The organism is Herbidospora sp. NBRC 101105 (assembly GCF_030269205.1).
GTDB classification, from domain to species: domain Bacteria; phylum Actinomycetota; class Actinomycetes; order Streptosporangiales; family Streptosporangiaceae; genus Herbidospora; species Herbidospora solisilvae.
This window is the reverse complement of record NZ_BSSX01000009.1, coordinates 423,087-448,550: the sequence shown is the minus strand read 5'-3', so window position 1 is coordinate 448,550 and position 25,464 is coordinate 423,087. Positions and strand designations below refer to the sequence as shown.

Here is a 25,464-nt window from a genome sequence, read left to right as displayed (position 1 = left end):
AACCGGGCCAGATGGGTCGTATCAGTAAGTCGGCTGAGACGGGTCTACCGTCTTGACCCAGCTCAGCACGCCTCCACCCACGTGGACGGCGTCGGCGAACCCGGCGCTCTTCAGCACCGCGAGCACCTCGGCCGAGCGCGCGCCCGACTTGCAGTGCAGCACGATCTTCTTGTCCTGCGGCATCTTCTCCAGGGCCGAGCCGTTGAGGAACTCGCCCTTGGGGATCAGCGTCGCGCCGGGGATGCTGACGATCTCGTACTCGCCCGGCTCGCGGACGTCGACGAGGTAGATGTTCTCGCCGTCGTCCTGCCACTTCTTGAGCTCGAGCGCGGTGATCGTGGACCCCTGCGCGGCCGCCTGGGCCTCGTCGGAGACCACGCCGCAGAACGCCTCGTAGTCGTCGAGCAGCGCGGTGACCGTGGGGTTCTTGCCGCACAACACGCACTCGGGGTCCTTGCGGACCTTGACGTCGCGGTACTTCATCTCCAGCGCGTCGTAGATCATCAGACGGCCCACCAGCGGGTCGCCGATGCCGGTCAGCAGCTTGATGGCCTCGTTGACCTGGATCGAGCCGATCGAGGCGCAGAGCACGCCGAGCACGCCGCCCTCGGCGCAGGAGGGCACCATGCCGGGAGGCGGGGGCTCCGGGTAGAGGCAGCGGTAGCAGGGACCGTGCTCGGCCCAGAAGACGCTGGCCTGGCCGTCGAAGCGGTAGATCGAGCCCCACACGTAGGGCTTGCCGAGCAGCACCGCGGCGTCGTTGACCATGTAGCGGGTGGCGAAGTTGTCGGTGCCGTCGACGATCAGGTCGTAGCCCGAGAAGATGTCCATCACGTTGTCGGTGGTGAGGGCCACGTTGTGGATCACCACGTTGACGAGCGGGTTGATCTCGCGCACGGTCGCCGCGGCCGACTCGGCCTTGAGGCGGCCGACGTCGGACTGGCCGTGGATGATCTGGCGCTGCAGGTTCGACTCGTCGACCACGTCGAAGTCGATGATGCCGAGCGTGCCCACGCCCGCCGCGGCCAGGTACATCAGAGCCGGGGAACCGAGGCCGCCCGCGCCCACACACAGGACCTTGGCGTTCTTCAGCCGCTTCTGCCCGGTCATCCCGACGTCGGGGATGATCAGGTGGCGCGAGTAGCGGCGCACCTCGTCGACGGTGAGCTCGGGGGCCGGCTCGACCAGCGGTGGCAACGACACAGTTCCACTCCCGTTTCAGGGCGTTTGAGGGTAAGGCTCGCGCCCCCGGAGGGGCACGCTCCACATCACAACCTAACCGGCGCGTCCGCGCATTCCCGAATCAGCGCACGGGCCTCGCGGGCGACGATCTGAGGCGACTCCATCTGGGCCACGTGGCCCGCCCACGGCAGCGTCACGATGCGGACGTCCCGGAAGGCGCGCGAAGCGCGGGCGGCCATGCGCGCGTCGACGATGCGGTCGCGGCGCCCGTGGATGACCAGGGTGGGGGCCTCGACCCGGGCCGCCTCACGCCAGAGGTCGGGCCGGAAGTACTCGCGCACGATGCCCCGGGCCGAACCGATCATGGCCGAGGCGGAGTAGGGCAGGTCGTCACGGCGGCGCAGTTCCTCGATCGCGGCCGCCAGCCGGTCGGGGTGGACGCAGCCGAGGTCGCCGTAACACATGGAGATGGTGGCCTGGATGCGCTTCTCCGGCGGCACGACCACCGACATCCGCCGCACCACGAACTCGGCCACGCCGGGCACCGCCGACAGCGCCACCCGCGCCGGGCCCACCCGGGGCAGCAGGTCGGGCAGCGCGGGCGAGACCAACGTCAGCGACTTCACCAGATCGGGCCGCCATGCCGCCACCCGTACGGACACCGCCCCGCCCAGCGAGTTGCCGAACAGGTGGACCGGCCCGCCCACCCATTCGATGAACCGCACCATGGCCCGCGCGTGGGCGGACACCGAATAGTCGCGGTCTTCGGGCTCGGGTGACCACCCGGCGCCCGGCAGGTCGGGGGCGAACGTGCGCACCTGGTCTTTGAGCAGGTCGGACAGGTCGGTCCAGTTGGTCGCCGAGCCCGCCAGACCGTGGATCATCACGGCCTTCTCCCGGGGCCCGTCAGGCGTAAATCGGTAATTAAGCCGCAGATCGCCAAGATCGACCCGGTCACTCGGCCAGTCGGGCACCGGGCCCGGAATCTCCGGGGAAATCGGGTTTGTCACGCCACGTCCTCCCGCCGTTTACGGACAATCCACCCCATCGTACTCCATGGCTACGCTAAGTGACCGCAAAAGCCGGATACTGCCCGTTTTGTCACGCAGAGTGAGGACATAACACGATCAGGCACCAGCCAATCACAAGGAGTAATTGATGCAGCTCAAGAAGCTCGCCAGCACCCTGGCTACCGCCGCCCTCGTCGGCGGCGGCGCCGTCCTCGCCCTCGCGACTCCCGCCGCCGCCGACGGCGGTGGCTACGAGTGGTCGGGTGACGACTGGGGCCACGGCCACCACGGCCACCACGGTCACCACCACTTCCACAACCACACCTGCGTCTTCAAGGTGCGGCACGGCTCGCACCACGCCGACCCGAAGCTGCACCACGGCGTCTTCCCGGCGGGCCGCTTCCGGCACTACATCCGGGTTCACCACCGTCCGCACCACCACAGCCGGATCGTCGGTTACCTGCACGCCGGTGGTTACACCATCGGCAAGTGCCACCCGGTCCGCGGCCACCACCACCACGGCGGCGGCTGGGGCGGCGGCGACGGCGGCTGGGACGGCGGCGGCGACTGGGGCGGCGACGGCGGCGACTGGGGCCACGGCTTCCACGGCGGCCACCACTTCCACAAGGTCAAGTCGCACTTCAAGCGTCACCGCTGGAGCCCGCGTACCGGCTTCACGGAGGGCTGGCACCTCCACAAGCAGTACCGCTGGCACCGCAACTAGCGGGACCTGATCACGGAATGACCTGAGTGGTCTTCTGAGATCCCGGCGACGATCGTGCCGCGATGACTCCGGTCATCGCGGCACGTTTCGTTTGGTCACGCAGGGTTATCACCCAGAGGATCATATTGATTACTGGGAGTGATGATGATAACCCGTCTGACTGGTATCGCCGTCGCGGCGGCCCTGGCCTCCGGCACCTTCGTGACCGCGGCGGCGGCCCCCGCGGACGCGGAGGCCTGCTCGTATCAGCTCATGAGGGGCGCCAAGAGCATGTTCAACGCGGCCGCCCCGGTCCACGCGGCGCCCGACGTCAAGAGCAAGATCATTGACGACCTCTACAACCTCGGCGACTTCATCACCGGCAGTTGCCTGCTCTACGGCGAGGACAAGGGGTGGCGCCGGGTCGTCGGCGTCGGCAACGGCCGCGCGGGCTACGCCCAGAACACCTACCTGAGGCGGGGCAACAAGTTCGAGCTCGACTACTGACGCACGGCCGTCACTAGGCGGTCTTGCGGGCCTTCTTCTTGGGCTCCGCCTTCTTCTTCTGGGCGCCCTCGCGCTCGCGCTTCGCGGCGTCGACGCTGGCCCGCAGGGCGGCCATGAGGTCGACGGCGGGGCCCGCCTCGGCCGGCGCCTCGGTCGGCACGACCTCACGCCCGGCCACCTTGGCGTCGATGACCTCCTGGAGCGCCTCTCTGTACGCGTCCTTGTACTCGCCCGGGTCGAAGTCGGCCACCATCGTCTCGATCAGCGACTCGGCCATCTTGAGCTCCTGCGGGCGCAGGTCGATGTCCTCGTCGAGGAACGCGAAGTCGGCGGTACGCACCTCGTCGGGCCAGAGCATCGTCTCCAGGACGAAGATCCCCTCCCGCACCCGCAGGGTGGCCAGCGACTCGCGCTGGCGCAGCGCGACCTTCACGATCGCGACCTGGCCCGACCGCTCCAGGGCGTCGCGCAGCAGCACATAGGGCTTCGCGCCCTGGGCGTCGGGCTCCAGGTAGTAGGACTTGGCGAAGTAGATGGGGTCGATCTGCTCCACGGGGGTGAACTGGAGGACGTCGATGCGGCGGGAGCTCGACAACGGCAGGTCGGCGAAGTCGTCGTCGGTCAGCACCACCATGTCGCCGGTGGGCAGTTCGTAACCCTTGGCGATGTCGGCGTAGGCGACCTCTTCCCCGTCGACGGTGCACACGCGCTTGTACCGGATGCGGCCGCCGTCCTCCCGGTGGACCTGGTGGAAGGAGACGTCCTTCTGCTCCGTCGCCGAGTAGAGCTTCACGGGGATCGTCACCAGGCCGAACGAGATGGCGCCCTTCCAGATGCTGCGCATAGCCACATTCTCGTCTCTGTGTTCGAATACCGCCATGTCGGGATTCAGATGACTTACCTAATGGGCACATACCCCCTGTGGCACTGCCATACCCGGTCGAACCGATGCTCGCCGTACCCGGCCCGCTGCCGTCGGACGGCGCCCACTACGTGCTCGAGGTCAAGTGGGACGGCATCCGGGTGCTCGCCTACCTGGAGGACTCCCCGCGGCTGTTCGGCCGCAAGGGCGTCGACGTCACCGGGCGCTACCCCGAGGTCAGCCGCCTTGCGGTGCCCGGCCACTCGGTCGTGCTCGACGGGGAGGTCGTCGCGTTCGACCACGACGGGAAGCCGTCGTTCGAGCTGATCCAGCGGCGCATGCACGTCGGCGACCCCGGCGCCCACGGGCTGCTGCGGGCGGTGCCGGTGACGTACATGCCCTTCGACCTGCTCGCCCTCGACGGCGAGGCGCTGCTCGACCGGCCCTACCACGAGCGGCGGCGACGGCTGGAGTCGCTCGGCATCACGGTCGCCCCCACCTTCCCGTGCCACCCCGACGTCGTGGCCGCCACCAGGGAGCAGGGGCTCGAAGGGGTGGTCGCCAAGCACGTCGACTCGCGTTACCGGCCGGGCACCCGGTCACCCTGGTGGGTCAAGGTCAAGAACGTGACCGAACGGGAAGTCGTCATCGGCGGGTGGCGGCCGGGCAGGGGGCGCAGATCGGGCGGCATCGGGTCGCTGCTGATGGGGGCCTTCGGCCCCGACGGCTTCGTCTTCCTGGGTCATGTCGGCACGGGGTTCAGCGACGCCGCCCTCGACGAGCTCTACACGCTGCTCGCACCGCTGGAGATCCCGCGCAGCGCGTACACGAGGGAACTGCCCAGGGAGATCGCCAGAGACGCGCGCTGGGTGCGCCCGGAACTCGTCGGCGAGGTCGCCTACGCCAACCAGACCACCGAGGGCCGCCTGCGCGCCCCCTCGTGGCGCGGCCTGCGCCCGGACAAGATCCCGGCGGAGGTACGGCTGTGAAGAAGGTCCCCGTCCAGGTCGAGGGCCGTGACCTCGTGCTGAGCAACCTCGGCAAGACGCTCTACCCCGAGGCCGGGTTCACCAAGGCCGAGGTGATCGACTACTACACCCGCATCGCGCCGGTCCTGCTCCCCCATCTGCGCGGGCGGCCGCTGACCGTGAAGCGCTACCCGAACGGCGTCGGCGGGGCCTTCTTCTTCGAGAAGAACGCGCCCGCCCACACCCCTCCCTGGGTCCGCCGGGTACGTCTGCCCGTCCCCGGCAGCACCAAGGACCGCGAGACCATCGACTTCGCGATCGTCGACGACCTGCCGACGCTGGTCTACTACGCCAACCTGGCCGCCCTGGAACTGCACGTGCCCATGTGGCGGGTGTCGGACGACGGCGACCCCCTGCCCCCCGACCTGCTGGTCTTCGACCTCGACCCGGGGACCCCGGCGACGATCGTCGAGTGCTGCGAGGTCGCGCTGCTGCTGCGCGACACCCTGGGAGACGAGGGCTTCGACTGCTTCGCCAAGACCAGCGGCAACAAGGGCATGCAGCTCCACGTGCCGTGGGACTCGGAGGTGAACACCTCGGAGTTCGCGAAGGCGGTCGCCGAACGGCTCGCCCGCCGGCACGACTTCATCACCGCCGTGATGGCCCGGCGGGAACGCCCGGGGAAGGTGTTCATCGACTGGAGCCAGAACAACCCGGCCAAGACCACCGTCGCCGTCTACTCCATGCGCGCCAACCCCCACCCGACCGTCTCCACCCCGCTGACCTGGGAGGAGGTAACCGATTGTGACCACCCCGACCAGCTCAGGTTCACCACGTCCGACGTGCTGGCGCGGGTCGAGGCGTCCGGAGACCTGTTCCCGTAGTGTGGGCCGAGAGGAGGACGCCATGTCCGAGAAGAGCGAAGCCACCGAGGCCGACGTCGCCGAGCAGAACCGCCCCCTCGACGACGAGCCCGAAGAGGACCCCTGGCCGGAGGACGTGCCACTGGAGGCCGATCCGGCGGACACCGCCGACCAGAACCGGGCATATGCCGACGATGAGGACGACTATCGCTGACCTGGTGGCCCAGCCGTAGAATGTGGCCGCGGCCGAAGGCCACTTGATCAGAAGAGAAGCCCGTGCGCAAGGAGAGGCCGTGACCGCTACCCCGGACGCCAAGCCCCGGGGCACCCGGCTGCCCCGGCTCGCCCGCCGCCGCCAACTGCTCAGCGCCGCCCAAGAGGTCTTCGTCGAGAACGGCTACCACGCGGCCGCCATGGACGAGATCGCCGAACGGGCCGGTGTCAGCAAGCCGGTGCTCTACCAGCACTTCCCGGGCAAACTCGAGCTCTACCTGGCGCTGCTCGACGTCCACGTCGACGACATGGTCTCGCGCTGCAAGGAGGCGCTGGCCTCCACCACCGACAACAAGCAGCGGGTCCAGGCCGCCATCGGCGCGTTCTTCGACTTCGTCTCCAGCCAGGGCGAGGCCTTCCGGCTGGTCTTCGAGAGCGACCTGCGCAACGTCGCGGCCGTGCGCGAACGTATGGAGCGCTCGCTGCGGCAGAGCGCCGACGCGATCGCCGAGGTGATCCAGGAGGACACCGGCTGCTCCAGCGAAGACGCCCACCTGCTCGGCGTCGGGCTCGTCGGCATGGCCGAGGTGAGCGCCCGCTACTGGCTGACCAGCGGCGGCGCGATCCCGAAGGACGCCGCGGCCGGGCTCATCGCCCGCCTGGCCTGGCGCGGCATCGGCGGTTTCCCGCGCACGACGTAGCCACCCCGTGGTTACGCCCGCCGCGATCAGAGCTCTGCCGGAGCGATTTCCGGGGCCACGATGGAACCCTCTCGAAAGGGGCCCAGATGGAAATCAAGATCGGCGTACAGTCGGTGCACCGTGAACTCGTCGTCGAGACCGACCTCACCGTCGAGGAGATCGAGACGGAGATCCGCAACGCGCTCGCGGCCGACCGCGGCGTCTTCTCCATCACCGACGTCAAGGGAAACCGGGTGATCGTGCCCGTCGCGGCGCTCGGCTTCGTCGAGATCGGCGAGGGGGCCAGCCGTTCGGTCGGGTTCGGCGGCACTCTCTAGATTTCTCCCGTGAGGGCCTTCGGGCGCCGCTTTTGGACGGCGGCGCCCATTGGCTTCTCTAACGGGGACCGTGGATACAGCCCGGCGGACGTCTGCGTGGGATGTGTGCGTCGTCCCTGCGTCTGCTGATGGTCGGGCATCCTGAGCTCGCCCTGCGCAACACGGCGCGGGAGGCCCATCGGTTCGGTCCACATCTTGTCAAGGAACTGCCGTAGCGGCGCGAGGCCCTCATAACTCGCACGGTACAACCCCATGGCGCCTTCACGCCTCTCGATCATTACTCTGGGGCGCCTGATTCAGCCTCCGGGGGTGAGCCCGAGCGCCGCCATCCGCTTGCCGTGCTCCTCTGTCAGCTGGGCGAACATCCGTCCGATGGCGGCCAGGTCGTCGCCGTCGACCAGCAGCGCGGCCAGTTCGGGCCGGGCCGTGGCGACCCGGTGGGCCTGGCTCAGCGCCTCGCCGACCAGCCGCCGCGCCCACAGGGCCAACCGGCCACCCAGGCGCGGATCGTCCTCCAGGGCCTTCCTGACACGCTCGACGACCAGTTCCGAGCGGGCCTCGTCGGCCAGTGCCTGGTCGACCAGCTTCTGGGTCTCCTCGTCGACCCTGCGGGCGGCCACGCGGTAGAAGTCGCCGGCCAGCCCCGTGCCGACGTAGGCCTTCACCAGGGCCTCGTACCAGTCTCCCGGCTGGGTCTGCTCGTGCCAGGCGTCGAGGGCGTCGGCGAAGGGCGCCATCGCCTCCTCCGGGTCGGCCCCCAGGTCGGCGATCCGGTCGCGGACCAGCCGGAAGTGGCCGTATTCGGTGGCCGCCACGTCGCCGAGCGCCGCCCTGTCGGTCAGCGAGGGGGCCAGCACGGAGGCGTCCTGCGCCATCCGGAGGAACGCGGTGAGCTCGGCGTAGGCGAGCACGCCCAGAAGGTCGACGACACCGGGCCGGGAAATGGTCATGGCAGCAGCGTAGGGGGGAAGGCTCACGAAGAAACATGCGAAACACGCCGCAAATCGGTTAGCAGCTGTGGTATCGAGTAGACTGCTCGGTGAGAAGTGCGACCGCACTGTGTTGATCCGGGGTATCTGTTCCCGGTAACCCCCAGAGAGTTTGGCTGCGCGCGGTCGCGTACGACGTCGAAGGCGCCTTTCGTAAGGACCCGGCACGCGAGCCCGTTTGGTCACGAAACCGCCTTCGCCACACGACTGAGGCAGGCGACGATTACGACGTTCCGAGACCTGGGTGTCATCCCAGAGATCGCCGATGCCCTGGAGACCGAGGGCATCGTCTCACCTTTCCCGATTCAGGAGATGGCTCTCCCCCTCGCGCTGTCCGGCCAGGATGTCATCGGCCAGGCCCGCACCGGCACCGGCAAGACCTACGCCTTCGGCGTCGCGATGCTCCAGTCCGTCGGGAAGCCACGCAAGAACCGCAAGAAGCCCCGGGGCCTCGTTCTGGTCCCGACCCGTGAGCTGGCCCTCCAGGTGACCGAAGACCTCGTCCTGGCCGCCGGGAAGCTCGGCTCCCGCATCCTGACCGTCTACGGCGGGCGCGCCTACGAACCGCAGGTCGAGGCGCTCAAGAGCGGCGTCGACGTCATCGTCGGCACGCCGGGCCGGATGCTCGACCTGATCAAGCAGAAGCACCTCGACCTCAGCCAGATCACCATGATGGTGCTCGACGAGGCCGACCGGATGCTCGACCTGGGCTTCCTGCCCGACATCGAGCGCATCATCAAGCTGGTGCCGGAGCAGCGGCAGACCATGCTCTTCTCGGCCACCATGCCGGGCGAGATCGTGGCGCTGTCGCGGCGTTACCTGACCCGCCCGATCCATGTGCGCGCGGAGACCACCGAGGCGGAGAACGACGCCCCCTCGCAGGTCACGCAGTACGTCTACCGCACCCACCGGATGGACAAGATCGAGATCCTGGCCCGGCTGCTGCAGGCCGAGGGCCGGGGTCTCACGATGGTCTTCTGCGAGACCAAGCGGGCCTGCGACATGGTCCACGAGCAGTTGCGCGACCGCGGGTTCGCGGCGGCGGCCGTCCACGGCGACCTCGGCCAGGGCCAGCGCGAGCAGGCCCTGCGGGCGTTCCGCAACGGCAAGATCGACGTGCTGGTGGCCACCGACGTGGCGGCCCGCGGCATCGACATCGACGACGTCACCCACGTGGTCAACTACGACCTGCCGCAGGACGAGAAGACCTACGTCCACCGCATCGGCCGGACCGGCCGGGCCGGTCGCACCGGCGTCGCGGTGACGTTCATGGAGTGGACCGAGATGACCCGCTGGAAGGTCATCAACAACGCGCTGGGCCTCGGCAACCCCGAGCCGGCCGAGTCCTACTCCAGCTCGCCCCACCTGCTCGAAGAGCTGCGCATCCCGCCGGGCACCAAGGGCGTGCTGCCGCGCGCCAACCGCTCGCGGGCCGGCCTCGACGCCGAGGAGATCGAAGACCTCGGCGAGACCGGCCGCACCCGCAGCCGCCGCGACAGAGACCGCGACAAGGACCGTGACCGTGACAGGGACCGCGACAGGGAGAAGGACGAGCGCAGGGAGCGCCCGGCCCGCAACCGCCGTCGCACCCGGGGCGGCCGCACGTCCGACGAGGTCGTCGAGACGGTCATCGAGCCCGTCACCGAGACCGGCGCCGAAGCCGTCGACGTCGTCGAGGTCCCCGAGGCGGTCGCCCCGTTCGAGGGCGACATCCTCGATCCGATCCACGATGAGATTCACGAAGTTGAGGAAGAGGTGGAGGTGACTCCCATGGAGACCACCCGACCGGCCGAACCCGAGAAGATCATCCCGGCCAGCCCGTTCGCGATCATCTTCCGTTCGCCCGACCTGGCCACCGAAGACGACCTGCCCGCGCCCTCGGCCGCCACCGAGCGCAAGGCCCAGCGCGGCAACGGCCGTCACTCCGGCTCCGGCGGCAACCGCCCGCGCCCGCGCCGCAACTAGCCCGAACACCGCAGGGCTCCGCTCATCTGCGGCGCCCTGCGGGTTTCAGTATCGTGGCTTCACGTGAGTACGCCGAGATTCCTGGACCTGCCACCCGGGGTGAGCCCCAAGCGGATCGAGACCCCTGAAGGGGTGTTCGCCGCCCTGGAGGCGCTGCCCGGCAGCGGCCTGCCCGACCGGTGGCCGGCCCTGCTGGTGCCCGGCTACACGGGCAGCAAGGAAGACTTCCTCTCGGTGCTGCAGACCCTGGCCCAGGCGGGCCGCCGTGTGGTGGCCGTCGACCTGCGCGGCCAATACGAGACCCCGGGCCCCGACGACCCCGCCGCCTACACCTGCGCGGCCCTGGGGCGTGACGTCGACTCCCTGGTGGCCGTCGTGGGCGGCGGAGAGCCCGTCCACCTGCTGGGCCACTCGTTCGGCGGCCTGGTCACCCGGGAGACCGTGCTCGACGGCACCGGCAAACTGGCGTCCTACACGCTCATGAGCTCCGGCCCGGCCGGGATGGTGGGCGCCCGTGAGGTGGCCGGCCGCCGCATGCTGGAGAAGATGCCCGAGCTCGGCCTCGAAGCCATGTGGACCGAGAAGATGGAGCCCGACGCCCTGCGCGCCGGCGTTCCCGAGGAGATCGTGGCCTTCCTGCGCCGCCGGCTGTTCGCCAACTCTCTGGTCGGCCTGGAGTGCATGGGCCGGGCCGTCCTCGACGCCGACGACCGCGTCGACGAACTGGCCGAGACGGGCCTGTCGATGCTGGTTCTCTACGGAGAACACGACGACGGCTGGCCGCCGCGACTACAGGCCGAGATGGCCGACCGCCTCGACTGCGAGTGCGTCGTGGTGCCCGGGGCGGTCCACTCACCCGCGGTGGAGGCCCCGGAGACGACGGCGGCCGCCCTCACCCGCTTCTGGAACGCGGCCGAAAGCACCATGCTGGCCCGCTGACAGAGCCGGCGCCACCAGCTGAGGAGCCGCGCCAGCTCACCCGAAATTCAGGCGCGGGAGCCGCCCGGACCGCGCTTTGTGCAGGTGGTCGAGTCGCCCCCGACGGAGGGGCGTCTCCCGCCAAGCCAGAGCTGAACGATATGCCGAAATTTCGGGCGCGAGAGCGCCCGAACCTGGCTTTGCGCAGGTGGCCGAGTTCGCCTTACCGAGCGGCGTCTCCCACTCACCCAGAGCGGGACGAAATTTCGGGCGCGGAAGCGCCCGAACCCGGGTCTGTGGAGGTGGCTGAGTTCGCCTTACGGAGCGGCGTCTCCCTCTCGCCCAAAGCGGGAAGATAGGCCGAACCGCCTCTGACGGCGCGAGGTCGCCTCAGGGAGACCCAATCCTTTAGATGGGCGCCAGGCCGTCCCACGGTTCCTTGTCGGGGGCGGCCGCCTGGCCTTCCGGGCAGTGTTTGCGGAAGTCGCACCATGAGCACAACACGCCCGGTGACGGCGCGAACGTCTCGTCTGTGGCCTCGCCCGCGCGGTAGGCCTCGTCGGCCTCTTGGGCCTCGGCCGCGATCTGGTCGGCTCGGGACAGGTGGCGGGCCAGGGACTCGTCGGTGTGCTCCCACTCCACGACCTCGCCGGTCGGCAGGTGGTGCAGCTCGACCCGGTGGCAGGGCCGCCGTAACATGCGGCCCGCCGCCACGGCGTAGACCGCCAGGGCCAGGGAGCCGCGGGCGTCGTCGCTGGTCAACGGGCGACGGCCGGTCTTGTAGTCGACCACGACCAGTTCGTCGCCGCGGCGGTCGAGGCGGTCGATGCGGCCTGAGAGGGCCATCACCGACGTGCGGGTGGCGACGGTGCGCTCGACGCCGACCGGCTCGTCGGAGGGGTCGAGCGTGGCGGTGTAGCCGGAGACCATCTCGCGGGCCCGGTCACGCCACCTCAGCGACTGTTCGGCGTCGCGGAAGCCCTCGGTGATCCACCCGTTGGAGACCAGGATCGCCGCCGACAGCGGGGTCCGGCGCTCGTAGGGCTCCCGCCACCACGCCGCCAACGCGTTGTGGACCGACGCGCCCACGCTGTTGTGCGCCCACGGCGGGCCCTTCTGGGGCGCGGGGCGGTCGAGGTAGGTGAACCGGTAACGCCGTCGGCAGTCGAGCCAGGAGTTGAGCCGCGACGGCGTGCACGAGAAGAGCCGCCGCGGCATTCCTTCCAGGGGGAGCTGCTCCACCGCGCTCAGTCGTCGTCGGCGTTGAGGCGGATTCCCGACACGCGGGTGCCGTCGGTCAGCGGGCCCTCCTGCTGCTCCTCCGGGGCCGCGGTCAGCGAACCGGAGAGCCACCGGTCGAACAGGGGCTCCAGGTCGCCGATCGTGGTCTCCTCGCCGTGGGCGGGGAGGACCCGGGTCTCGCCGGGGAGGGTGAAGAGCCGCTCGCCGATCGAGGTGAGCTGGTCGGCCAGGGCCGGGTAGTCGCCGCCGAGCTTGCCCGGGCCGTCGGCCAGCAGGGTCTTGCCGGTGAAGACGACGCCCAGCGACTCGGCCAGCAGCGACACGCCGCCCGCCGTCACACCCGGGGTGTTCATGACCTCGAGCTCGGTGTCGGCGACGGCGAACAGGCCCTCGTCCTCCATCTCGATGTCGGGCCAGGTGTCTTCCCAGGTCTGCCGCCACAGACGCTTGTCTTTGGGGGCGAGGGCGATCACCGCCTCGTCGCGGGCGGCCACCTCAATGGCGCCGCCGACGTGGTCGGGCAGCCCGTGGGTGCAGATGACGGCGAGAACCTGCCGCTCGCCCACCTTCTCCAGGATCTTCTCCGCGTCGCGCGCGGGGTCGATGACGATGACCTCGTCGTCGTCTCCCACGATCCAGGTGTTGTTCTCAACCTTGTGCTCGACGTCGTCGATCTCGACGACCCCCGAGGTCACCACTCGCTCGATACGCGCTGTCACGAACAGCACTCTAGCCCGTTCCCGCCGCGCCTTCCCCCGTCAGACGTGGAGAGAACGCCCCGAAGGGCACGTCCCACTCCAGATCGCGGAGATCGGCCAGCGCGAGCTGCATCAGGGCGATCAGATTCCCGGCTTCGCCCGGCCAGGCGACCGTCCAGAGCCAGCATCCGGCGGCCTCGCCGACGTACACGGCTCTGTCGCCCGGCACGCCGTCGGTCACCACCCAGAGCGGGATGGAGTGCCCGTTGACCTCGATCTTGGTGAGCGGGACGCCGGTCACGACGTCGCCGGGGTCGGGGCCCGGCAGGCCGGCGTACGCGGACCCGAGGCCCACCCCCGGCTCCTCCGAGATGATCAGCACGTCGGCGGGCCCGTAACTGAGCGACGGCCCGGAGACCGCGACCACGGCGGCCCGGTCACCCGCCTCGGCGAAGCCGGTCACCAGCCACCCGGCGGGCAGGGGCCAGGGGACCCAGGCGGGCACGGCCGAGCCCCTGATCAGCTCGACGGCGGCCGGACCCGGCCGGTGGGAGCGGTGCGGCAGCACCTCGCCGTGCACGGTGCACCGCCAGGCGCTCGACCAGATATTGGGTTCGCTCAGCGGGCCGAAGCACCGGGGACAGGTGGGCGCGGCTCTCACAGTTACTCACCGTGCTCCGATGCTCGGGACCCGTCAAGGCCTCCCGGGGGTTTTAGCCGTAATCTTGGCGTTATGCGCTGTGTTGGGGCAATCATCCGCGACACCGAGGGTCGCCTCCTGCTCATCCAGCGTGGCCATCCCCCGTCGGAGGGCCTGTGGTCCCTGCCCGGCGGCCGCGTCGAAGAGGACGAGACCGACGGCGACGCCCTGCGCCGCGAGATCCGCGAGGAGACCGGCCTGGAGATCGAGGTGGGCGCCCTGGCCGGGACGATCGTGATCGGCTTCTACGAGATCTTCGACTATTACGCCCACGTGATCGGCGGCGACCTCAGACCGGGCGACGACGCGGCGGCGGCCGTGTGGGCCACCGCCGATGATCTTGTACGTCTCCCGCTGACGAAGGGCCTCCTCGACTTCCTCGACGGCCTCTGATCACTACGCGTCCCCCGACGACAGCGTGCTGCGCCAGATGGTGATGTTGTCGGTCCGGCTCGTCGTCGAACGCCCCACCGCGATCACCCGCTGGCCCGAGATCGTCACCGCCTCCAGCCACTGCGCGCCCGCCCCGCCGAGCCCGTCTTCCACGAGCCCGTGCCGGACCCACACCAGCCCGTCCTCCGACGCCCACACCGAGCTGTCGACCTCGCTGCCGGTCCCGTGGGCGCCCACGGCGACGATGCCGCGCTCGCTCGCCGTCAGGTCGAGCACCACGGCCGGGGCCTCGGCGGGCAACCAGGCGAACTCCCAGCTTTCGCCGCCGTCGCCGCTCACCGCCGAGAACGGCCGGGTGCCGTCGTCGGTCAGGGCGGTCCCGGTGGCGATCAGCTTCCCGTCGCGGACGACGATGTGGCGCAACCCCGCCGACTGGGCGCCGTCGGGCAGCACCCGGTTCCTGGCCTCCCACTTCAGCCCGTCGGCGGAGACCCAGACGACCCCGTTCTCGCGTTCGGAGCGGCCGGTCCCGCCGATGGCCACGAAGCCGTCGCCGGTCGCGGCCACGTCGTGGATGCGCACCTCGGCGGCCCCGGCCGGCAGTTCGCCCACGCGGGTGAACTTCTTCAAGTCACTGGTGAACCAGAGCGCGGGGCCGATCCCGGCGCCGGTCTGGTCCTCTCCGGCCAGCACGTAGCCCTTGGGCCCGGCGGCGACCGTCTGGGGCGCCAGGTAGTAGTGGCCCTCGGGCGCGGACATCTCCGGCCCCGGCCGCCAGCCCTTGCCGTCGGACGACACCACCAGCAGCGGCTTGGTCACCAGCAGGTCGGCCATCGTGCTGCCGACGGCGAGCCAGCCCTTGGGGCCGTAGGCGACGTCCGAGAGCGCCTGCCGGCCGGACCCGCCGAGCCACTGGGAGTTGATCGCCTTCCAGTTCGCGCCGTTGTTCCCGCTGGTCCAGATGCCCGCGTCGCCGTTGGCCGAGCCGACCGCGACGAACGCCCCCCCGGCCGCCAGCACGCCCGAGGTGTTGCGCGCCAGCCGGTTCAGGCCGGGCACGCTCTCCAGCGGCACGGCCCGCGCGGCCTTGCCCTTCTCGGCCGTCATCAGGACGGGCAGGTTCTCCACGTCGCCCGCGCCGCGTTTGTCGCCACCGGCGACCAGTCGCCCGCTGTCGGTGATGGTCAGCCCGCGCAGCGTCCCGGGGATGAGGCCGAGGTCGGCCCGTTTCCGCCAGTCGCGGCCGTCGTCGCTGGTGAAGAGGGCGTACTCCTCCCACGCCGACTCCACGACGGCGGCCAGGCCCGCGCCCGAGGCGGACAACCCGCGCACGCCGCTCCCGGCCGGGCTCAGGGGCCCGATGGTCCCGCACGCGGTCCAGTTCTGACCTTCGGGCGAGCAGTGCACCCGTACACCTGGACCCGGGAACCGCTGCCCGGTCGGCACCAGCACGAAGCCGTCGGCCGAGGCCGCCAGCGCCCCCGTCTCTGGCCTGATGTCGGGCAGCGCCGTCGCCGTACGCAGCCACGACCGCCCCCCGTCGTCGGAGCGCAGGATCACCGTGGCGGTGCCCGAGCCGGGCTCGGCCAGGGCGACGACCTTGTCTCCCTTGGCCACGACCGCCTTGACGGTGCGGATCATGTCGGGAGTGCCGATCCTGGGGGTCTCCACCCGCGTCCAGGCCTGCCCGTCGGCGGAGGTCCAGGCGACCGCGCCCGGCGTGCCGTCGCGCTGGACGGTGCTGCCGACGGCGACGAAGCCGGTGGCGGTCCGGGCCAGATCGGTCACCCGGTCGGATTCGAGGAACATCCCCAGCCGGGCCGGGTCGACCGCCGCCCACGACTGGCCGTCGGCCGACGTCCACATGCCCCGGCCCTCGGGCCCGGCGGGGTCGGTGCTGACGGCGAGCCACTTGCCGCCGCTGCCGACCACCCGGCCGGGCGATCCCGGCGCGGCCTCGTAGCCGGGCGGCCCGTTGACCTCGCCGATTGTCCAGTCCTTGCCGTCGTTGACGGAGACGATGAACAAGGGCCGCGCGATGGCGCTGGTGGTGTCGGTGCCGACCGCCACGATCGTCGACCCCGAGGAGGCGACCGAGGTCAGCACCTGCCGCGACCCGTTGCCGGGCAACCCCGGGGCCTGGAACGCCGAGTCGCCCGACTGCCCGTCGCCGACCGCGAGCCGGATGCCCGACGTGGCCGGGGCCGTCGCCCACCGCACCACGAACAGCCCGAACGCCGCGGCCGTGATGACCGCCACGATGACCAGCAGCGGCAACCCGATCCTCGGCCGCCGCCGCTGCGCCCGCACCCCGCGCCGCCCGTGCTTCCCGCCACGGGGAGGCCCCAGCGTGGCCAGCACGTCAGGCCGCAACGGCCGCCCCCCGGGCGGCTTCCCGATCCGCTCGGGCGGCGCCTTCCGAACAGCCGGAACCACCGCCGGCACGTCCTTCTCCCGCCGCCCCGGCCCGAACTCGGGCTCCGGCACGAACTCGGGTTCGGCCGCGATGGCCGGCCGGACCCGGATGCCGTGCTCACGGGGCGGCCCGGAGGCGACGAGTTTGTCGGGATAGTCCGTGCGCGCGGGCCGGTCGTCGTCATCGGGCCGCTGCGGAGTGGAGTAGGGCCGATGATGCCGGGGCGGAAAGTCGGAGGGCCGGCTCTGCCGCAGACCGGGGTCGGGCGGGTAGATCCCCTCGGGCGTGGCGTCTTCGGCGCGGATGGCGGGGTCGACGGGATACATCGGCTCGACACCGGGCGGCAGTCCCCCCTCCCGGACGACCGACCGTGCCACATCACCGAAAGGCCCCGCGTCATCCTGTGACCGGCCGAGATCACCACTCGCCGCGACCGCGCCTAACGGTCGACCGGCCTCGGCATAGGGATCAGCACCTCGCGATCGACCGGCTTCACCAGGTGAATCGGCACCCCGCGATCGATCGGTCTCGCCTAAGACATCGGCATCTCGCGATGAACGGCTGCCGCCATAAGGATCAGCTCCTCGCGACCCGCCCAGCCCTTCGACAGCACCGGCGCCGCCATAAGGATCAGTCTCCCGGGAATCGCCCAGCCCTTGGACCGCACCCGCGTCGCCATAGGGATCAGCCCTTCGCGACCCGCCCAACCCCTCGACCGCCCCCGCGGATCGACTGACGTCGCCGCGCGACGCACCAAGCCCTTCGACCGGCGAGACCTCTCGCGGTCGCGCGGGCCCGCCCAACGGGTCTGACGCCTCCAGCTCGGTGAGATCGCCCTCGCCGGAAGGTGCCGGCGGCTGGGGTAACGGGGACTTGCCGAGGGGCCAGATCACCTGGTCCTGGGGTTCGCCCGGGCGCGGGCCGATCGGGCCGTGGCGGCGTTCGCCGAGGGCCTCGAAGGGTAACGAGCCGATCGCGCGCCGGGGCTGGGTCGTCTCCAGGTCGCCCGGCCGGGGCTCGGGCTCGTCGGCGTCGTAGGGGCGGCGGCCTCGTACCGGAGGGTCTTCGGGAGTCGGCGCGGCGAAGGGCGGCAGAGCCCAGGGTGAGGTGCGCGGGCGGGGACTCTCCTCAGGGGTCGTGGCAGGGCCCGGTGGCGAGTGATGGAGCTTCGGGGGCACATCCGGCTGCTCCTCGTCTTCGGGGGGCACGGCCACTTACCTCCTCTATCAGGACCGTTCCACATATGTCTGGGAGGGACGCAATCCCTCTGATACCCCTCCCGCAACCCACGATCACCTCCTCTCTAGTGAGATTTATCCGCCCTCCACTGAAATTCCCGACTTACGAGCAAGAACCACGACACCAACCCCAAAAACGCCAAATTGCACGATTGTTCCCACCAGGGTCTGCCAGGGCAGCGATCCCTGCGCCAGCGCCGAGCCGAGCTCCCCCGCCACCGCCGCGATCCCGAACGCCCCGATGTTGTTGACCGCGTGCAGCGCGATGGCCGCCTCCAGCCCGCCGGTGCGTACCGACACCCATCCCATCAGCACGCCGAACCCGAACGTATAGGCGATCCCGAAGTCGGTGTAGCCGTGGAAGGCCGCGAAGACGCCCGACGAAATCAGGATCCCCCACCAGGGATTGCGCAAATAGGCGCCGAAAGCCTGAACCACCCAGCCCCGGAACGCGTACTCCTCTGCAGCCGCCTGCACGGGCACGAGGAGAAGGATCATCACCAGCGGCACGAGCACTTCCGACCAGCCCGCCCAGCCGTATCCCGGAGAGACGCCCGTCGCCAGCAGGGTCAGGGCCTGGGCCGCCTCCCCCAGCACCACCGCGAGGACCGCCAATGGAACGCACCGCAGGAGCCATCCCCACCGCAGCCGTCCCGCGACCGAGGAAAGGGTGCCGGGCGGGCGACGCTGCACCAGCCAGGCCGCCCCCAGCACGAGAGGGGTCATGATCGCGATCGCCACGAGCTGGAAGGCGAGGTCGAGCACGGGGTCCTCGAACAGGACCCGGCCCGGGGTCGTCGCCGTCGGCTGACGCGCGACCACGGCCACGAGCACCGCGACCAGGCCCAGCGCCGCCGTCAGGGCGACGTAGACGACCACGATCAACACGGTCCCGAGCGGCGGCCGCCACCAGCGGTGCACCGGGGTGCGCGCGAGCTGGTCGTACCGCGAACCCGGAGGCGGCGGGACGATCCACGACGTGAGCGATGGCTGCTGGATCACGGTCCCATTCTCATCACAGACGAGTGCGCATTAGTCCACAGACAGACGCGGCCCGCCGCGATTCACTCTGGGGCAGGAAACAAACCCAGGAGAGACGGAACATGAGCCGGCTAGGACCCATTTACACATTGGCCGTCGGAGTGGTGATGACCGCGGGCCTGACGGTGGCCAGCGCGACCGCCTCGCCCCAGATCCAGGAGACCTCGGCCGTGCCCGCGGCGGCAGGGGCCGATCCGCTGGCCACGCCCGAGGCGACCGACGAGGCCACCCCCGACGCGACCCAGGAACCCGAAGAGGTGGCCGCCCCCGAACCGGAGGAGGACCCGACCCCGAAGAAGGCCGACTACGCGGGCGTCGTCGACCAGAACGGCGGCCTGATCGCCATCTCGATCAGGAACGGCAAGGTCGTCGGCTACTTCTGCGACGGCAAGATCGAGGCGTGGCTGAGGGGCACCGCCGCGGACAACACGCTCACCCTCGAAGGCAAGGACACCCTGGTCACGGCCGCCCTGCGCGGCGGCAAGGCGCAGGGCCGCATCGAGTACAAGAACAAGAGCTGGCGCTTCTCCGCCGCCACCGTGAAGAAGCCCTCGGGCCTCTACCGCGCCACCGCCCAGGTCCGCGGGGCCCGCGTCGTCGGCGGCTGGATCAAGCTCCCCAACGGCCAGTCGGTCGGCCGCATCATGCTCGGCGAGAACTCCGGCGAGGCCGCGGCGGCCTTCGACGGCGGCGTCCAGGAGTGGTACGGCATCCCGCTCACTCCCCAGGACCCCGACCAGTTCATCGACTCCTTCCTGGCCCCCGCCGCCCCGGCCTCCTGAACCCCGCCGCCCCCGAACGCTTGAGAGCCTGAGATGTCCCACACCCAAGTCGCCCCGCAGCACCGCGGCGCCGTCGCCCTCCTCGTCATCCCCGTGCTCGCCGGCGGGCTGGTCGCCGCCGCCCTCGGCGTGTACGGCGAACTGCACCCCCCGACCGGTTTCGCCTTCGGCCTGGCCGGGTTCTCCGGCCCGCTGGCCATGAAGGTCTGGCTGACCACGCTGGCCGCGCTGCTGGCGATCGTGCAGGTGTTCTCGGCGTTCGCCATCTGGGGCCGGATCCCCGTGCGGGGTTCCTGGCCGGGGCCGGTGCACCGGTGGTCGGGACGCCTGGCGTTCCTGGCCACCGTGCCGGTCGCCTTCCACTGCCTCTACGCGGTGGGCGCGCGCTACGACGACCCGCGCGTCATGTTCCACTCGATCTTCGGCTGCCTCTTCTACGGCGTGTTCGTCACGAAGATGTTGTCGCTGCCCAAGCGCGGCCTGCCCGGCTGGGTGCTGCCCGTGGCCGGGGGTCTGGTCTTCACCCTGCTGATCGGCCTCTGGCTGACCTCGTCGTTCTGGTTCTTCACCACGATCGGCGTGCAGTTCTAGACGCCTGGCCGTCCGCGCTCAGGGCCGCTTGAAGCTCTTCGTCCGGGCGAGCCCTGCGGCGCGGCCCTTGGCCGCCACCACCAGCGCCATCTTGCGCGACGCCTCGTCGATCATCTCGTCGCCGAGCATGACCGCGCCGCGCCGCTCGACCGTCGTGTAGTAGTCGTAGGCGTCGAGGATGAGCTCGGCGTGGTCGTAGTCGTCCTGCGCGGGCGAGAAGACCTCGTTCCCGGCGTCGATCTGGCCGGGGTGCAGCACCCACTTGCCGTCGAAACCCAGCGCCGCCGCGCGCGCCGCGACCCGGCGGAACCCGTCGACGTCCTTGATCTGCAGGTAGGGCCCGTCGATCGCCTGGAGGCCGTGGGCCCTGGCCGCCATGAGGATGCGCATCAGGATGTAGTGGTAGGCGTCGCCCTCGGCGTAGCCGGGCGGCTGCTCCCCCACCACGAGCGTGCGCATCCCGATCGACGCCATGAAGTCGGCCGGCCCGAACACCAGCGTCTCGACCCGGGGCGAGGCCTGGGCGATGTCGTCGACGTTCACCAGCCCCCGGGCGCTCTCGATCTGCGCCTCGATGCCGATGGCGCCGACGGGCAGCCCGACGGCCTTCTCGACCTGTGTCAGCAGCACGTCGAGCCACCGGACGTGGGAGGCGTCCTCGACCTTGGGCAGCATCAGGCAGTGGAGCCGGTCGCCCGCGCCCTCGACCACCTCGATGACGTCGCGGTAGGTCCACGAGGTCGACAGGTCGTTGACCCGCACGACCACGGTTCTCCCGCCCCAGTCGCCCTCTTTCAGCGCGGCGACGATGTTCCCGCGCGCCGACTCCTTGGCCAGCGGGGCCACCGAGTCCTCCAGGTCGAGGAAGACCTCGTCGGCGGGCAACCCCTGGGCCTTCTCCAGGAAACGGGGGTTGCTCCCGGGAACCGCCAGACACGTACGACGCGCGCGCATGCGCCCAACCCTACAAAGCCGGGCGGCGGACGTTGTGCCGGGGCGCATACGGGCTCCCCAGGTGATCTATGTGATTAATAGGGAGGTAATGCCTCTTCCATCAGGGAGTCCAGAGATGTCCCGAGTCGTCGCCGCGAGCCGTCCCGCGGTCCTGTCCGACCTCATCCCCGGCACGATCGTCCGCGACGTCGCGCTCGTCGTCGGCGCCGCCGCGCTGACCGGCCTGGCCGCCCAGGTGGCGTTCCCGGTGCCCGGCAGCCCCGTGCCGGTGACCCTCCAGACCTTCGCCGTGCTGCTCTCCGGAGCCACCCTGGGCCTTTACAGGGCCGCCGCCGGCATGGCCCTCTACCTGCTGGCGGGCCTGGCCGGCGTGCCGTGGTTCACCGCCGCGGGCGACGCCACGCTGGGCTACGTCGTCGGCTTCTTCCTGGCCGCGTCGGTCGTCGGCGCGCTGGCCGGGCGGGGTGGTGACCGCACCGTCGGAAGGACGGTCGTCACCATGATCGTCGGCACGGTGCTGATCTACCTCGTCGGCGTGCCGTGGCTGGCCGTGGCCGCCGACATGAGCCTGGCGACCGCGATCGAGAAGGGCGTGGTGCCCTTCCTCATCGGCGACGGGCTGAAGGTCCTCGTCGCCGCGGGACTGCTTCCCGCAGCATGGAAGATCCGGGAGATTTTCACCTCCTGACAGGCGTTTTGACCTGTGGAAAACTGGCCGTCATGAGCCTCGCGTTGATCGAAGACGCCGCGAAGCGGTCGAGCGTGCTGTGGGTGGTGCTGCCCCAGGGCACCCGCCTGGCCTGGCACGTCTGGCATGACGACGCCATCTATCTGGTGGTCGGGGGCGGGGAGCAGAACCTCCCCGGCCTCACCGCCCAGCACGAGATCGAGGTCGTGCTCCGGAGCAAGGACAACGGCGCCCAGCTCGTCCGCTTCCCGGCGGCGGTCGAGGTCGTCGACCAGAAGACCAGCCCCGAGGTGATCGCCGCCCTCGCCAAGGAGCGGCTGAACGCCCCCGACGCGGCCGGGCTGCCCGCCCGGTGGGCCAAGCGGTCGTCGGTGGTCCGGCTCAGGCCGACGGGTTGAGCACGGGCTCGCGCGCGGCGGGCGCCTCCTGCGGGGCCCGCCGTACCGTCGCCGTCTGGGCCAGCAGCGCGCCGAGCAGCACCACCGCGCCGCCGATGATCTGGTAGGCGCCCAGCGCCTCGCCCAGCAGGAAGTAGGCGATCAGCGCGCCGGTGATGACCTCCAGCGAGGCCACCGTCGCCCCCACCGCCGCCGAGAGCCGCCGCACCGCCGTCACCCCGGCGATGTACGCCACCACCGTCGCCACCAGGATCAGCCACCCGGCCGCCCCGGCGACGGGCAGCGTGTTGCCCGCCACGGTCACGACGTCGCCGAAGACGGCCCACTCGATCGACCAGGGCCGCGCGAACGGCAGCAGCACGACCGCCGCCCCGATCATGCCCCAGGCCACCAGGCCCAGCGGGTCGACGTGCAGGTTGTCGCTCATCAGGAAGTACCCGGCGCAGCACGCCGCCGCCAGCAGGGCCAGCACCAGCCCGATGGCGTCGAGCCGCAGCCCGTCCCAGACCTCGACCACGACCGCAAGCCCGGCCACCGCGATCACCGCGCCGATGTAGGCCGCCTTCGGCAGCCTGATCCGGCGGACGAACCGCACCCACAGCACCACCAGGACCGGCGAGGTGTACTCGATCAGCAACGTCACGCCGACGGGCAGCCGCTGGATGGCCAGGAAGTACAGGGCCTGGACCCCGGCGACGGCGACCAGGGCGTACACCCCGAAGAAGAGCCACTGTGAACGGGGGATGCGCAGCGCGGCGGGCCGCAGCAGCGCCAGCGCGGCCAGCAGCAGCAGCCCGGCGCCGGCCATGCGCACCCACACCGACTCCAGCGGGGCGAGCCCGGCGGCGTTCAGATACTTCGCCATGGGTCCGGAGAACCCGAAGCACACGGCGGACACGGCCGCGATTCCAAGGCTGACTGACCGGATCATGACTCTTCCCTGTAACTACCGTTGACCTACTTTGATCCTGTCATATCCAACCGGACCGGGGCATCCCCATAACCTGCCAGCGTGGAGCGGATCTTCGTGGCCCGGCTGGCCGGGCTCGCGGTGTTCGATCCCGCCGGTGACAAGATCGGCCGGATCCGGGACGTGGTCGTCGCACTGCGCGGCCCGCTGCCCCCGCGTGTCCACGGCTACGTCGTGGAGGTCCAGCCCCGCCGCCGCGTGTTCCTGCCGATCACCCGGGTGATCTCGGTGGAGGCGGGGGCGGTCATCTTCACCGGGCGGCTCAACCTGCGCCGCTTCGAGCAGCGCGAGTCGGAGACCCTCGCGATCGGCGAGCTGCTCGACCTGAAGATCACCGTCGAGGGCGAGCCCGGCACCGTCCTCGACCTGGCCATGGAGCAGCCCGATCCGCCCGACTGGCTGATCACCAAGGTCGCCTTCCGGCGCGGCACCCGCCGCAGGGGCGAGACCACGGTCGTCGACTGGGGCCAGGTCAGCGGCTTCGAGGTGGCACAGAAGGACCAGGGCGCCCAGAGCCTGCTGACCGCCTTCGACGCCATGCGCCCCGCCGACCTCGCCGGAGTGCTCCAGGAGCTGCCCGGCAAGCGCATGGCCGAGGTGGCCGCCGCGCTCAACGACGACCGGCTGGCCGACGTGCTGGAGGAGCTGCCCGAACGCGACCAGGTCACGGTGCTGGGCAACCTCGACGCCGAACGGGCCGCCGACGTGCTGGAGCACATGGGCCCCGACGACGCCGCCGACCTGCTCCAGGAGCTCCCGCCCGAACAGGCCGAGCGCCTGCTGGCCCTGATGATCCCCGAAGAGGCCGATCCGGTACGCCGCCTCCTCGGCTACGCCGAGGACACCGCCGGCGGCATGATGACCACCGAGCCCGTCATCCTGCCCCCCAACGCCACCGTCGCCGAGGCGCTGGCCCGGCTGCGCGTCCGCGAGCAGCCGCCGTCGATCGCCGCCCAGGTGTTCGTGGCCCGCCCGCCGACCGAGACCCCCACCGGCCGCTACCTCGGCATCGCGCACATCCAGCGATTGCTCCGCGAGCCCAGCTTCGCCCTGATCGGCTCACTGGTCGACGGCAGCGTCGACCCGATCAGGCCCGAGTTCTCCCTCCCCGAGGTGGCCTCCTACCTGGCCACCTACAACCTGGTGGCGGCCCCGGTGACCGACGAGGACGGCCGCCTGATCGGCGCGGTCACCGTCGACGACGTCCTGGACCACCTGCTGCCCGAAGACTGGCGGGAGCGACATGACTGAAGGCCGGCTCGACCAGCCCCGCGAACTGCGCAGGCGACTGCCCATCCGGTACGACCCCGAGGCGTTCGGCAAGTGGTCGGAGAAGTTCGCGCGTTTCCTGGGCACGGCCAGGTTCCTCGTCTACATGACCGCCTTCGTGATCGTCTGGGTCACCTGGAACACTCTCGGCCCGATGAGGTTCGACCCCTACCCGTTCATCTTCCTGACCCTGATGCTCTCGCTCCAGGCGTCGTACGCCGCCCCGCTGATCCTGCTCGCGCAGAACCGGCAGGACGACCGCGACCGGGTTCAGGGCGAGCAGGATCGCCACGCGGCGGAGCAGAACCGGGCGGAGCTCGAATATCTGACCCGGGAGATCGCCTCGCTGCGCATCGCCCTGGGTGAGGTCGCCACACGCGACTTCATCAAGGCCGAGGCCGAGTGGCTAGTCGACCAGCTTGACGGCAAGGGCGGCACACTGCCCTAGCTCGGCCCCGCTCAGCCGCTCGACGAACTGGGCCCGCACACCGCGCAGGTAGGTCGGGGTGGCCTCGTCGAGCAGCGCCGTGCCCTTGTCGGTGAGCACGGCGTAGAGGCCGCGCGCATCGCTCGGGCAGGCCTGCCGTTCGACCAGGCCGTCGCGTTGCAGCCGGTCGATCAGCCGGGTCAGCCCGCTGCGCGACAGCAGCACCCGGTCGGCGAGGTCGTTCATCCGCAGCCGCTTATAGGGCGCCTCGGACAGTTGGAGCAGCACGTCGTACGAGGCCATCGCCAGATCGTGGGACTCCAGGAGGTCGGATTCGATGCTCCGGGTGATCCGCATCTGGGCACGCTGCATCGTGCGCCAGACCTCGATTTGTTCCGCCGACAGGACAGGCGGACTTGTCGGACTCACCCGCGTCATCCTAGAGGTGCGACCTCGATT

General features: G+C 70.5%; 28 protein-coding genes. 16 read left to right on the top strand and 12 right to left on the bottom strand.

The genetic code is table 11. The annotated features are described in order from the left end of the window. Nucleotides 1-21: 21 nt before the first annotated feature. Both moeZ and QSK34_RS34565 read right to left on the bottom strand, forming a co-directional pair. Nucleotides 22-1,203, bottom strand: a complete 1,182-nt coding sequence (gene moeZ, locus QSK34_RS34570; RefSeq protein WP_161484161.1) for an adenylyltransferase/sulfurtransferase MoeZ — start codon at nt 1,201-1,203, stop codon at nt 22-24. A 65-nt stretch (nt 1,204-1,268) separates the two neighbouring features. Further along, on the bottom strand, nt 1,269-2,156 hold the full coding sequence (locus tag QSK34_RS34565; RefSeq protein ID WP_285590648.1) for an alpha/beta fold hydrolase: 888 nt from the start codon (nt 2,154-2,156) through the stop codon (nt 1,269-1,271). A 184-nt stretch (nt 2,157-2,340) separates the two neighbouring features. Here QSK34_RS34565 and QSK34_RS34560 point away from each other — a divergent pair, with 184 nt between their 5' ends. Both QSK34_RS34560 and QSK34_RS34555 read left to right on the top strand, forming a co-directional pair. Beyond that, a complete protein-coding gene (locus QSK34_RS34560; RefSeq protein ID WP_285590563.1) occupies nt 2,341-2,916 on the top strand; it encodes a fimbrial protein in 576 nt (191 codons plus the stop codon). A gap of 141 nt (nt 2,917-3,057) precedes the next feature. After that, nucleotides 3,058-3,402, top strand: a complete 345-nt coding sequence (locus QSK34_RS34555; protein ID WP_285590561.1) for a hypothetical protein — start codon at nt 3,058-3,060, stop codon at nt 3,400-3,402. Nucleotides 3,403-3,415: 13 nt separating this feature from the next. Here the strand turns inward: QSK34_RS34555 and ku are convergent, their stop codons facing one another. Beyond that, nucleotides 3,416-4,246 carry a non-homologous end joining protein Ku gene (ku, locus tag QSK34_RS34550; protein ID WP_285590559.1) on the bottom strand — a complete coding sequence of 277 codons (831 nt, stop codon included), beginning with the start codon at nt 4,244-4,246 and terminating at the stop codon, nt 3,416-3,418. Between the two features lie 77 nt (nt 4,247-4,323). On the opposite strand from ku, the gene ligD (QSK34_RS34545) reads away from it, so the two are divergent. From ligD (QSK34_RS34545) to QSK34_RS34525, 5 genes are all read left to right on the top strand, one after another. Continuing rightward, complete coding sequence (gene ligD / locus QSK34_RS34545) at nt 4,324-5,253, top strand: non-homologous end-joining DNA ligase (RefSeq protein ID WP_285590557.1); 930 nt, start codon at nt 4,324-4,326, stop codon at nt 5,251-5,253. Next, nucleotides 5,250-6,116 carry a non-homologous end-joining DNA ligase gene (ligD, locus tag QSK34_RS34540; protein ID WP_285590555.1) on the top strand — a complete coding sequence of 289 codons (867 nt, stop codon included), beginning with the start codon at nt 5,250-5,252 and terminating at the stop codon, nt 6,114-6,116. Before ligD (QSK34_RS34545) ends, ligD (QSK34_RS34540) begins: the two co-directional genes overlap by 4 nt. Before the next feature lie 22 nt (nt 6,117-6,138). After that, complete coding sequence (locus QSK34_RS34535; protein ID WP_285590554.1) at nt 6,139-6,309, top strand: hypothetical protein; 171 nt, start codon at nt 6,139-6,141, stop codon at nt 6,307-6,309. A 79-nt stretch (nt 6,310-6,388) separates the two neighbouring features. Further along, entirely contained in the window at nt 6,389-7,009 is a 621-nt protein-coding gene (locus tag QSK34_RS34530; protein ID WP_030451799.1) for a TetR/AcrR family transcriptional regulator, read from the top strand. 86 nt (nt 7,010-7,095) lie between these two features. Continuing rightward, the gene (locus QSK34_RS34525; RefSeq protein ID WP_161484165.1) at nt 7,096-7,326 is read left to right on the top strand and encodes a DUF3107 domain-containing protein; all 231 of its coding nucleotides are present in this window, start codon (nt 7,096-7,098) and stop codon (nt 7,324-7,326) included. A 296-nt stretch (nt 7,327-7,622) separates the two neighbouring features. Here QSK34_RS34525 and QSK34_RS34520 read toward each other — a convergent pair whose 3' ends face one another. Next, on the bottom strand, nt 7,623-8,276 hold the full coding sequence (locus QSK34_RS34520) for a ferritin-like fold-containing protein (protein WP_285590552.1): 654 nt from the start codon (nt 8,274-8,276) through the stop codon (nt 7,623-7,625). A gap of 351 nt (nt 8,277-8,627) precedes the next feature. On the opposite strand from QSK34_RS34520, the gene QSK34_RS34515 reads away from it, so the two are divergent. After that, complete coding sequence (locus QSK34_RS34515; RefSeq protein WP_285590550.1) at nt 8,628-10,280, top strand: DEAD/DEAH box helicase; 1,653 nt, start codon at nt 8,628-8,630, stop codon at nt 10,278-10,280. Nucleotides 10,281-10,343: 63 nt separating this feature from the next. Then, nucleotides 10,344-11,219, top strand: coding sequence for an alpha/beta fold hydrolase (locus tag QSK34_RS34510; protein ID WP_285590548.1), 876 nt, complete (start codon nt 10,344-10,346; stop codon nt 11,217-11,219). Nucleotides 11,220-11,606: 387 nt separating this feature from the next. On the opposite strand, the gene QSK34_RS34505 is transcribed toward QSK34_RS34510, so the two are convergent. From QSK34_RS34505 to QSK34_RS34495, 3 genes are read right to left on the bottom strand one after another with little or no spacing between them, the layout of a single operon-like run. Next, nucleotides 11,607-12,416: a RecB family exonuclease gene (locus QSK34_RS34505; RefSeq protein WP_285590545.1), complete on the bottom strand. Its 810-nt coding sequence runs from the start codon at nt 12,414-12,416 to the stop codon at nt 11,607-11,609. A gap of 29 nt (nt 12,417-12,445) precedes the next feature. Further along, nucleotides 12,446-13,159 (bottom strand): MBL fold metallo-hydrolase, encoded by a 714-nt coding sequence (locus QSK34_RS34500; protein WP_285590543.1) that lies wholly within the window; start codon nt 13,157-13,159, stop codon nt 12,446-12,448. A gap of 10 nt (nt 13,160-13,169) precedes the next feature. Next, nucleotides 13,170-13,799 carry a DUF6758 family protein gene (locus tag QSK34_RS34495; protein ID WP_285590541.1) on the bottom strand — a complete coding sequence of 210 codons (630 nt, stop codon included), beginning with the start codon at nt 13,797-13,799 and terminating at the stop codon, nt 13,170-13,172. Between the two features lie 72 nt (nt 13,800-13,871). Between QSK34_RS34495 and QSK34_RS34490 the strand changes: the two genes are divergently transcribed. After that, nucleotides 13,872-14,231, top strand: a complete 360-nt coding sequence (locus tag QSK34_RS34490) for an NUDIX domain-containing protein (RefSeq protein WP_285590539.1) — start codon at nt 13,872-13,874, stop codon at nt 14,229-14,231. Nucleotides 14,232-14,234: 3 nt separating this feature from the next. Here QSK34_RS34490 and QSK34_RS34485 read toward each other — a convergent pair whose 3' ends face one another. Together QSK34_RS34485 and QSK34_RS34480 are read right to left on the bottom strand one after the other, a co-directional pair. Continuing rightward, complete coding sequence (locus QSK34_RS34485; protein ID WP_285590537.1) at nt 14,235-16,973, bottom strand: beta propeller repeat protein; 2,739 nt, start codon at nt 16,971-16,973, stop codon at nt 14,235-14,237. A 987-nt stretch (nt 16,974-17,960) separates the two neighbouring features. Further along, nucleotides 17,961-18,887: a CPBP family intramembrane glutamic endopeptidase gene (locus QSK34_RS34480; protein WP_285590535.1), complete on the bottom strand. Its 927-nt coding sequence runs from the start codon at nt 18,885-18,887 to the stop codon at nt 17,961-17,963. Nucleotides 18,888-19,033: 146 nt separating this feature from the next. On the opposite strand from QSK34_RS34480, the gene QSK34_RS34475 reads away from it, so the two are divergent. Further along, the gene (locus tag QSK34_RS34475; RefSeq protein WP_285590533.1) at nt 19,034-19,708 is read left to right on the top strand and encodes a hypothetical protein; all 675 of its coding nucleotides are present in this window, start codon (nt 19,034-19,036) and stop codon (nt 19,706-19,708) included. A 33-nt stretch (nt 19,709-19,741) separates the two neighbouring features. Continuing rightward, nucleotides 19,742-20,299: a DUF6529 family protein gene (locus tag QSK34_RS34470; RefSeq protein WP_161484175.1), complete on the top strand. Its 558-nt coding sequence runs from the start codon at nt 19,742-19,744 to the stop codon at nt 20,297-20,299. An 18-nt stretch (nt 20,300-20,317) separates the two neighbouring features. On the opposite strand, the gene QSK34_RS34465 is transcribed toward QSK34_RS34470, so the two are convergent. Next, nucleotides 20,318-21,253 (bottom strand): HpcH/HpaI aldolase/citrate lyase family protein, encoded by a 936-nt coding sequence (locus tag QSK34_RS34465; protein ID WP_285590531.1) that lies wholly within the window; start codon nt 21,251-21,253, stop codon nt 20,318-20,320. Nucleotides 21,254-21,368: 115 nt separating this feature from the next. On the opposite strand from QSK34_RS34465, the gene QSK34_RS34460 reads away from it, so the two are divergent. Beyond that, nucleotides 21,369-21,941, top strand: a complete 573-nt coding sequence (locus QSK34_RS34460) for a biotin transporter BioY (protein WP_285590529.1) — start codon at nt 21,369-21,371, stop codon at nt 21,939-21,941. 32 nt (nt 21,942-21,973) lie between these two features. Then, on the top strand, nt 21,974-22,339 hold the full coding sequence (locus QSK34_RS34455) for a hypothetical protein (protein ID WP_161484178.1): 366 nt from the start codon (nt 21,974-21,976) through the stop codon (nt 22,337-22,339). Here the strand turns inward: QSK34_RS34455 and QSK34_RS34450 are convergent. Then, complete coding sequence (locus tag QSK34_RS34450) at nt 22,323-23,270, bottom strand: EamA family transporter (protein ID WP_051759465.1); 948 nt, start codon at nt 23,268-23,270, stop codon at nt 22,323-22,325. The genes QSK34_RS34455 and QSK34_RS34450 overlap by 17 nt on opposite strands. An 81-nt stretch (nt 23,271-23,351) precedes the next feature. On the opposite strand from QSK34_RS34450, the gene QSK34_RS34445 reads away from it, so the two are divergent. Together QSK34_RS34445 and QSK34_RS34440 are read left to right on the top strand one after the other, a co-directional pair. Then, nucleotides 23,352-24,560, top strand: a complete 1,209-nt coding sequence (locus tag QSK34_RS34445) for a magnesium transporter MgtE N-terminal domain-containing protein (protein ID WP_285590526.1) — start codon at nt 23,352-23,354, stop codon at nt 24,558-24,560. Further along, entirely contained in the window at nt 24,553-25,026 is a 474-nt protein-coding gene (locus tag QSK34_RS34440) for a DUF1003 domain-containing protein (protein WP_030451817.1), read from the top strand. The genes QSK34_RS34445 and QSK34_RS34440 overlap by 8 nt, the downstream gene beginning before the upstream one ends. Here QSK34_RS34440 and QSK34_RS34435 read toward each other — a convergent pair. Next, nucleotides 24,985-25,362: a MarR family winged helix-turn-helix transcriptional regulator gene (locus QSK34_RS34435; RefSeq protein WP_285590524.1), complete on the bottom strand. Its 378-nt coding sequence runs from the start codon at nt 25,360-25,362 to the stop codon at nt 24,985-24,987. The two genes, QSK34_RS34440 and QSK34_RS34435, sit on opposite strands and share 42 nt — an antisense overlap. Nucleotides 25,363-25,464 lie beyond the last annotated feature (102 nt).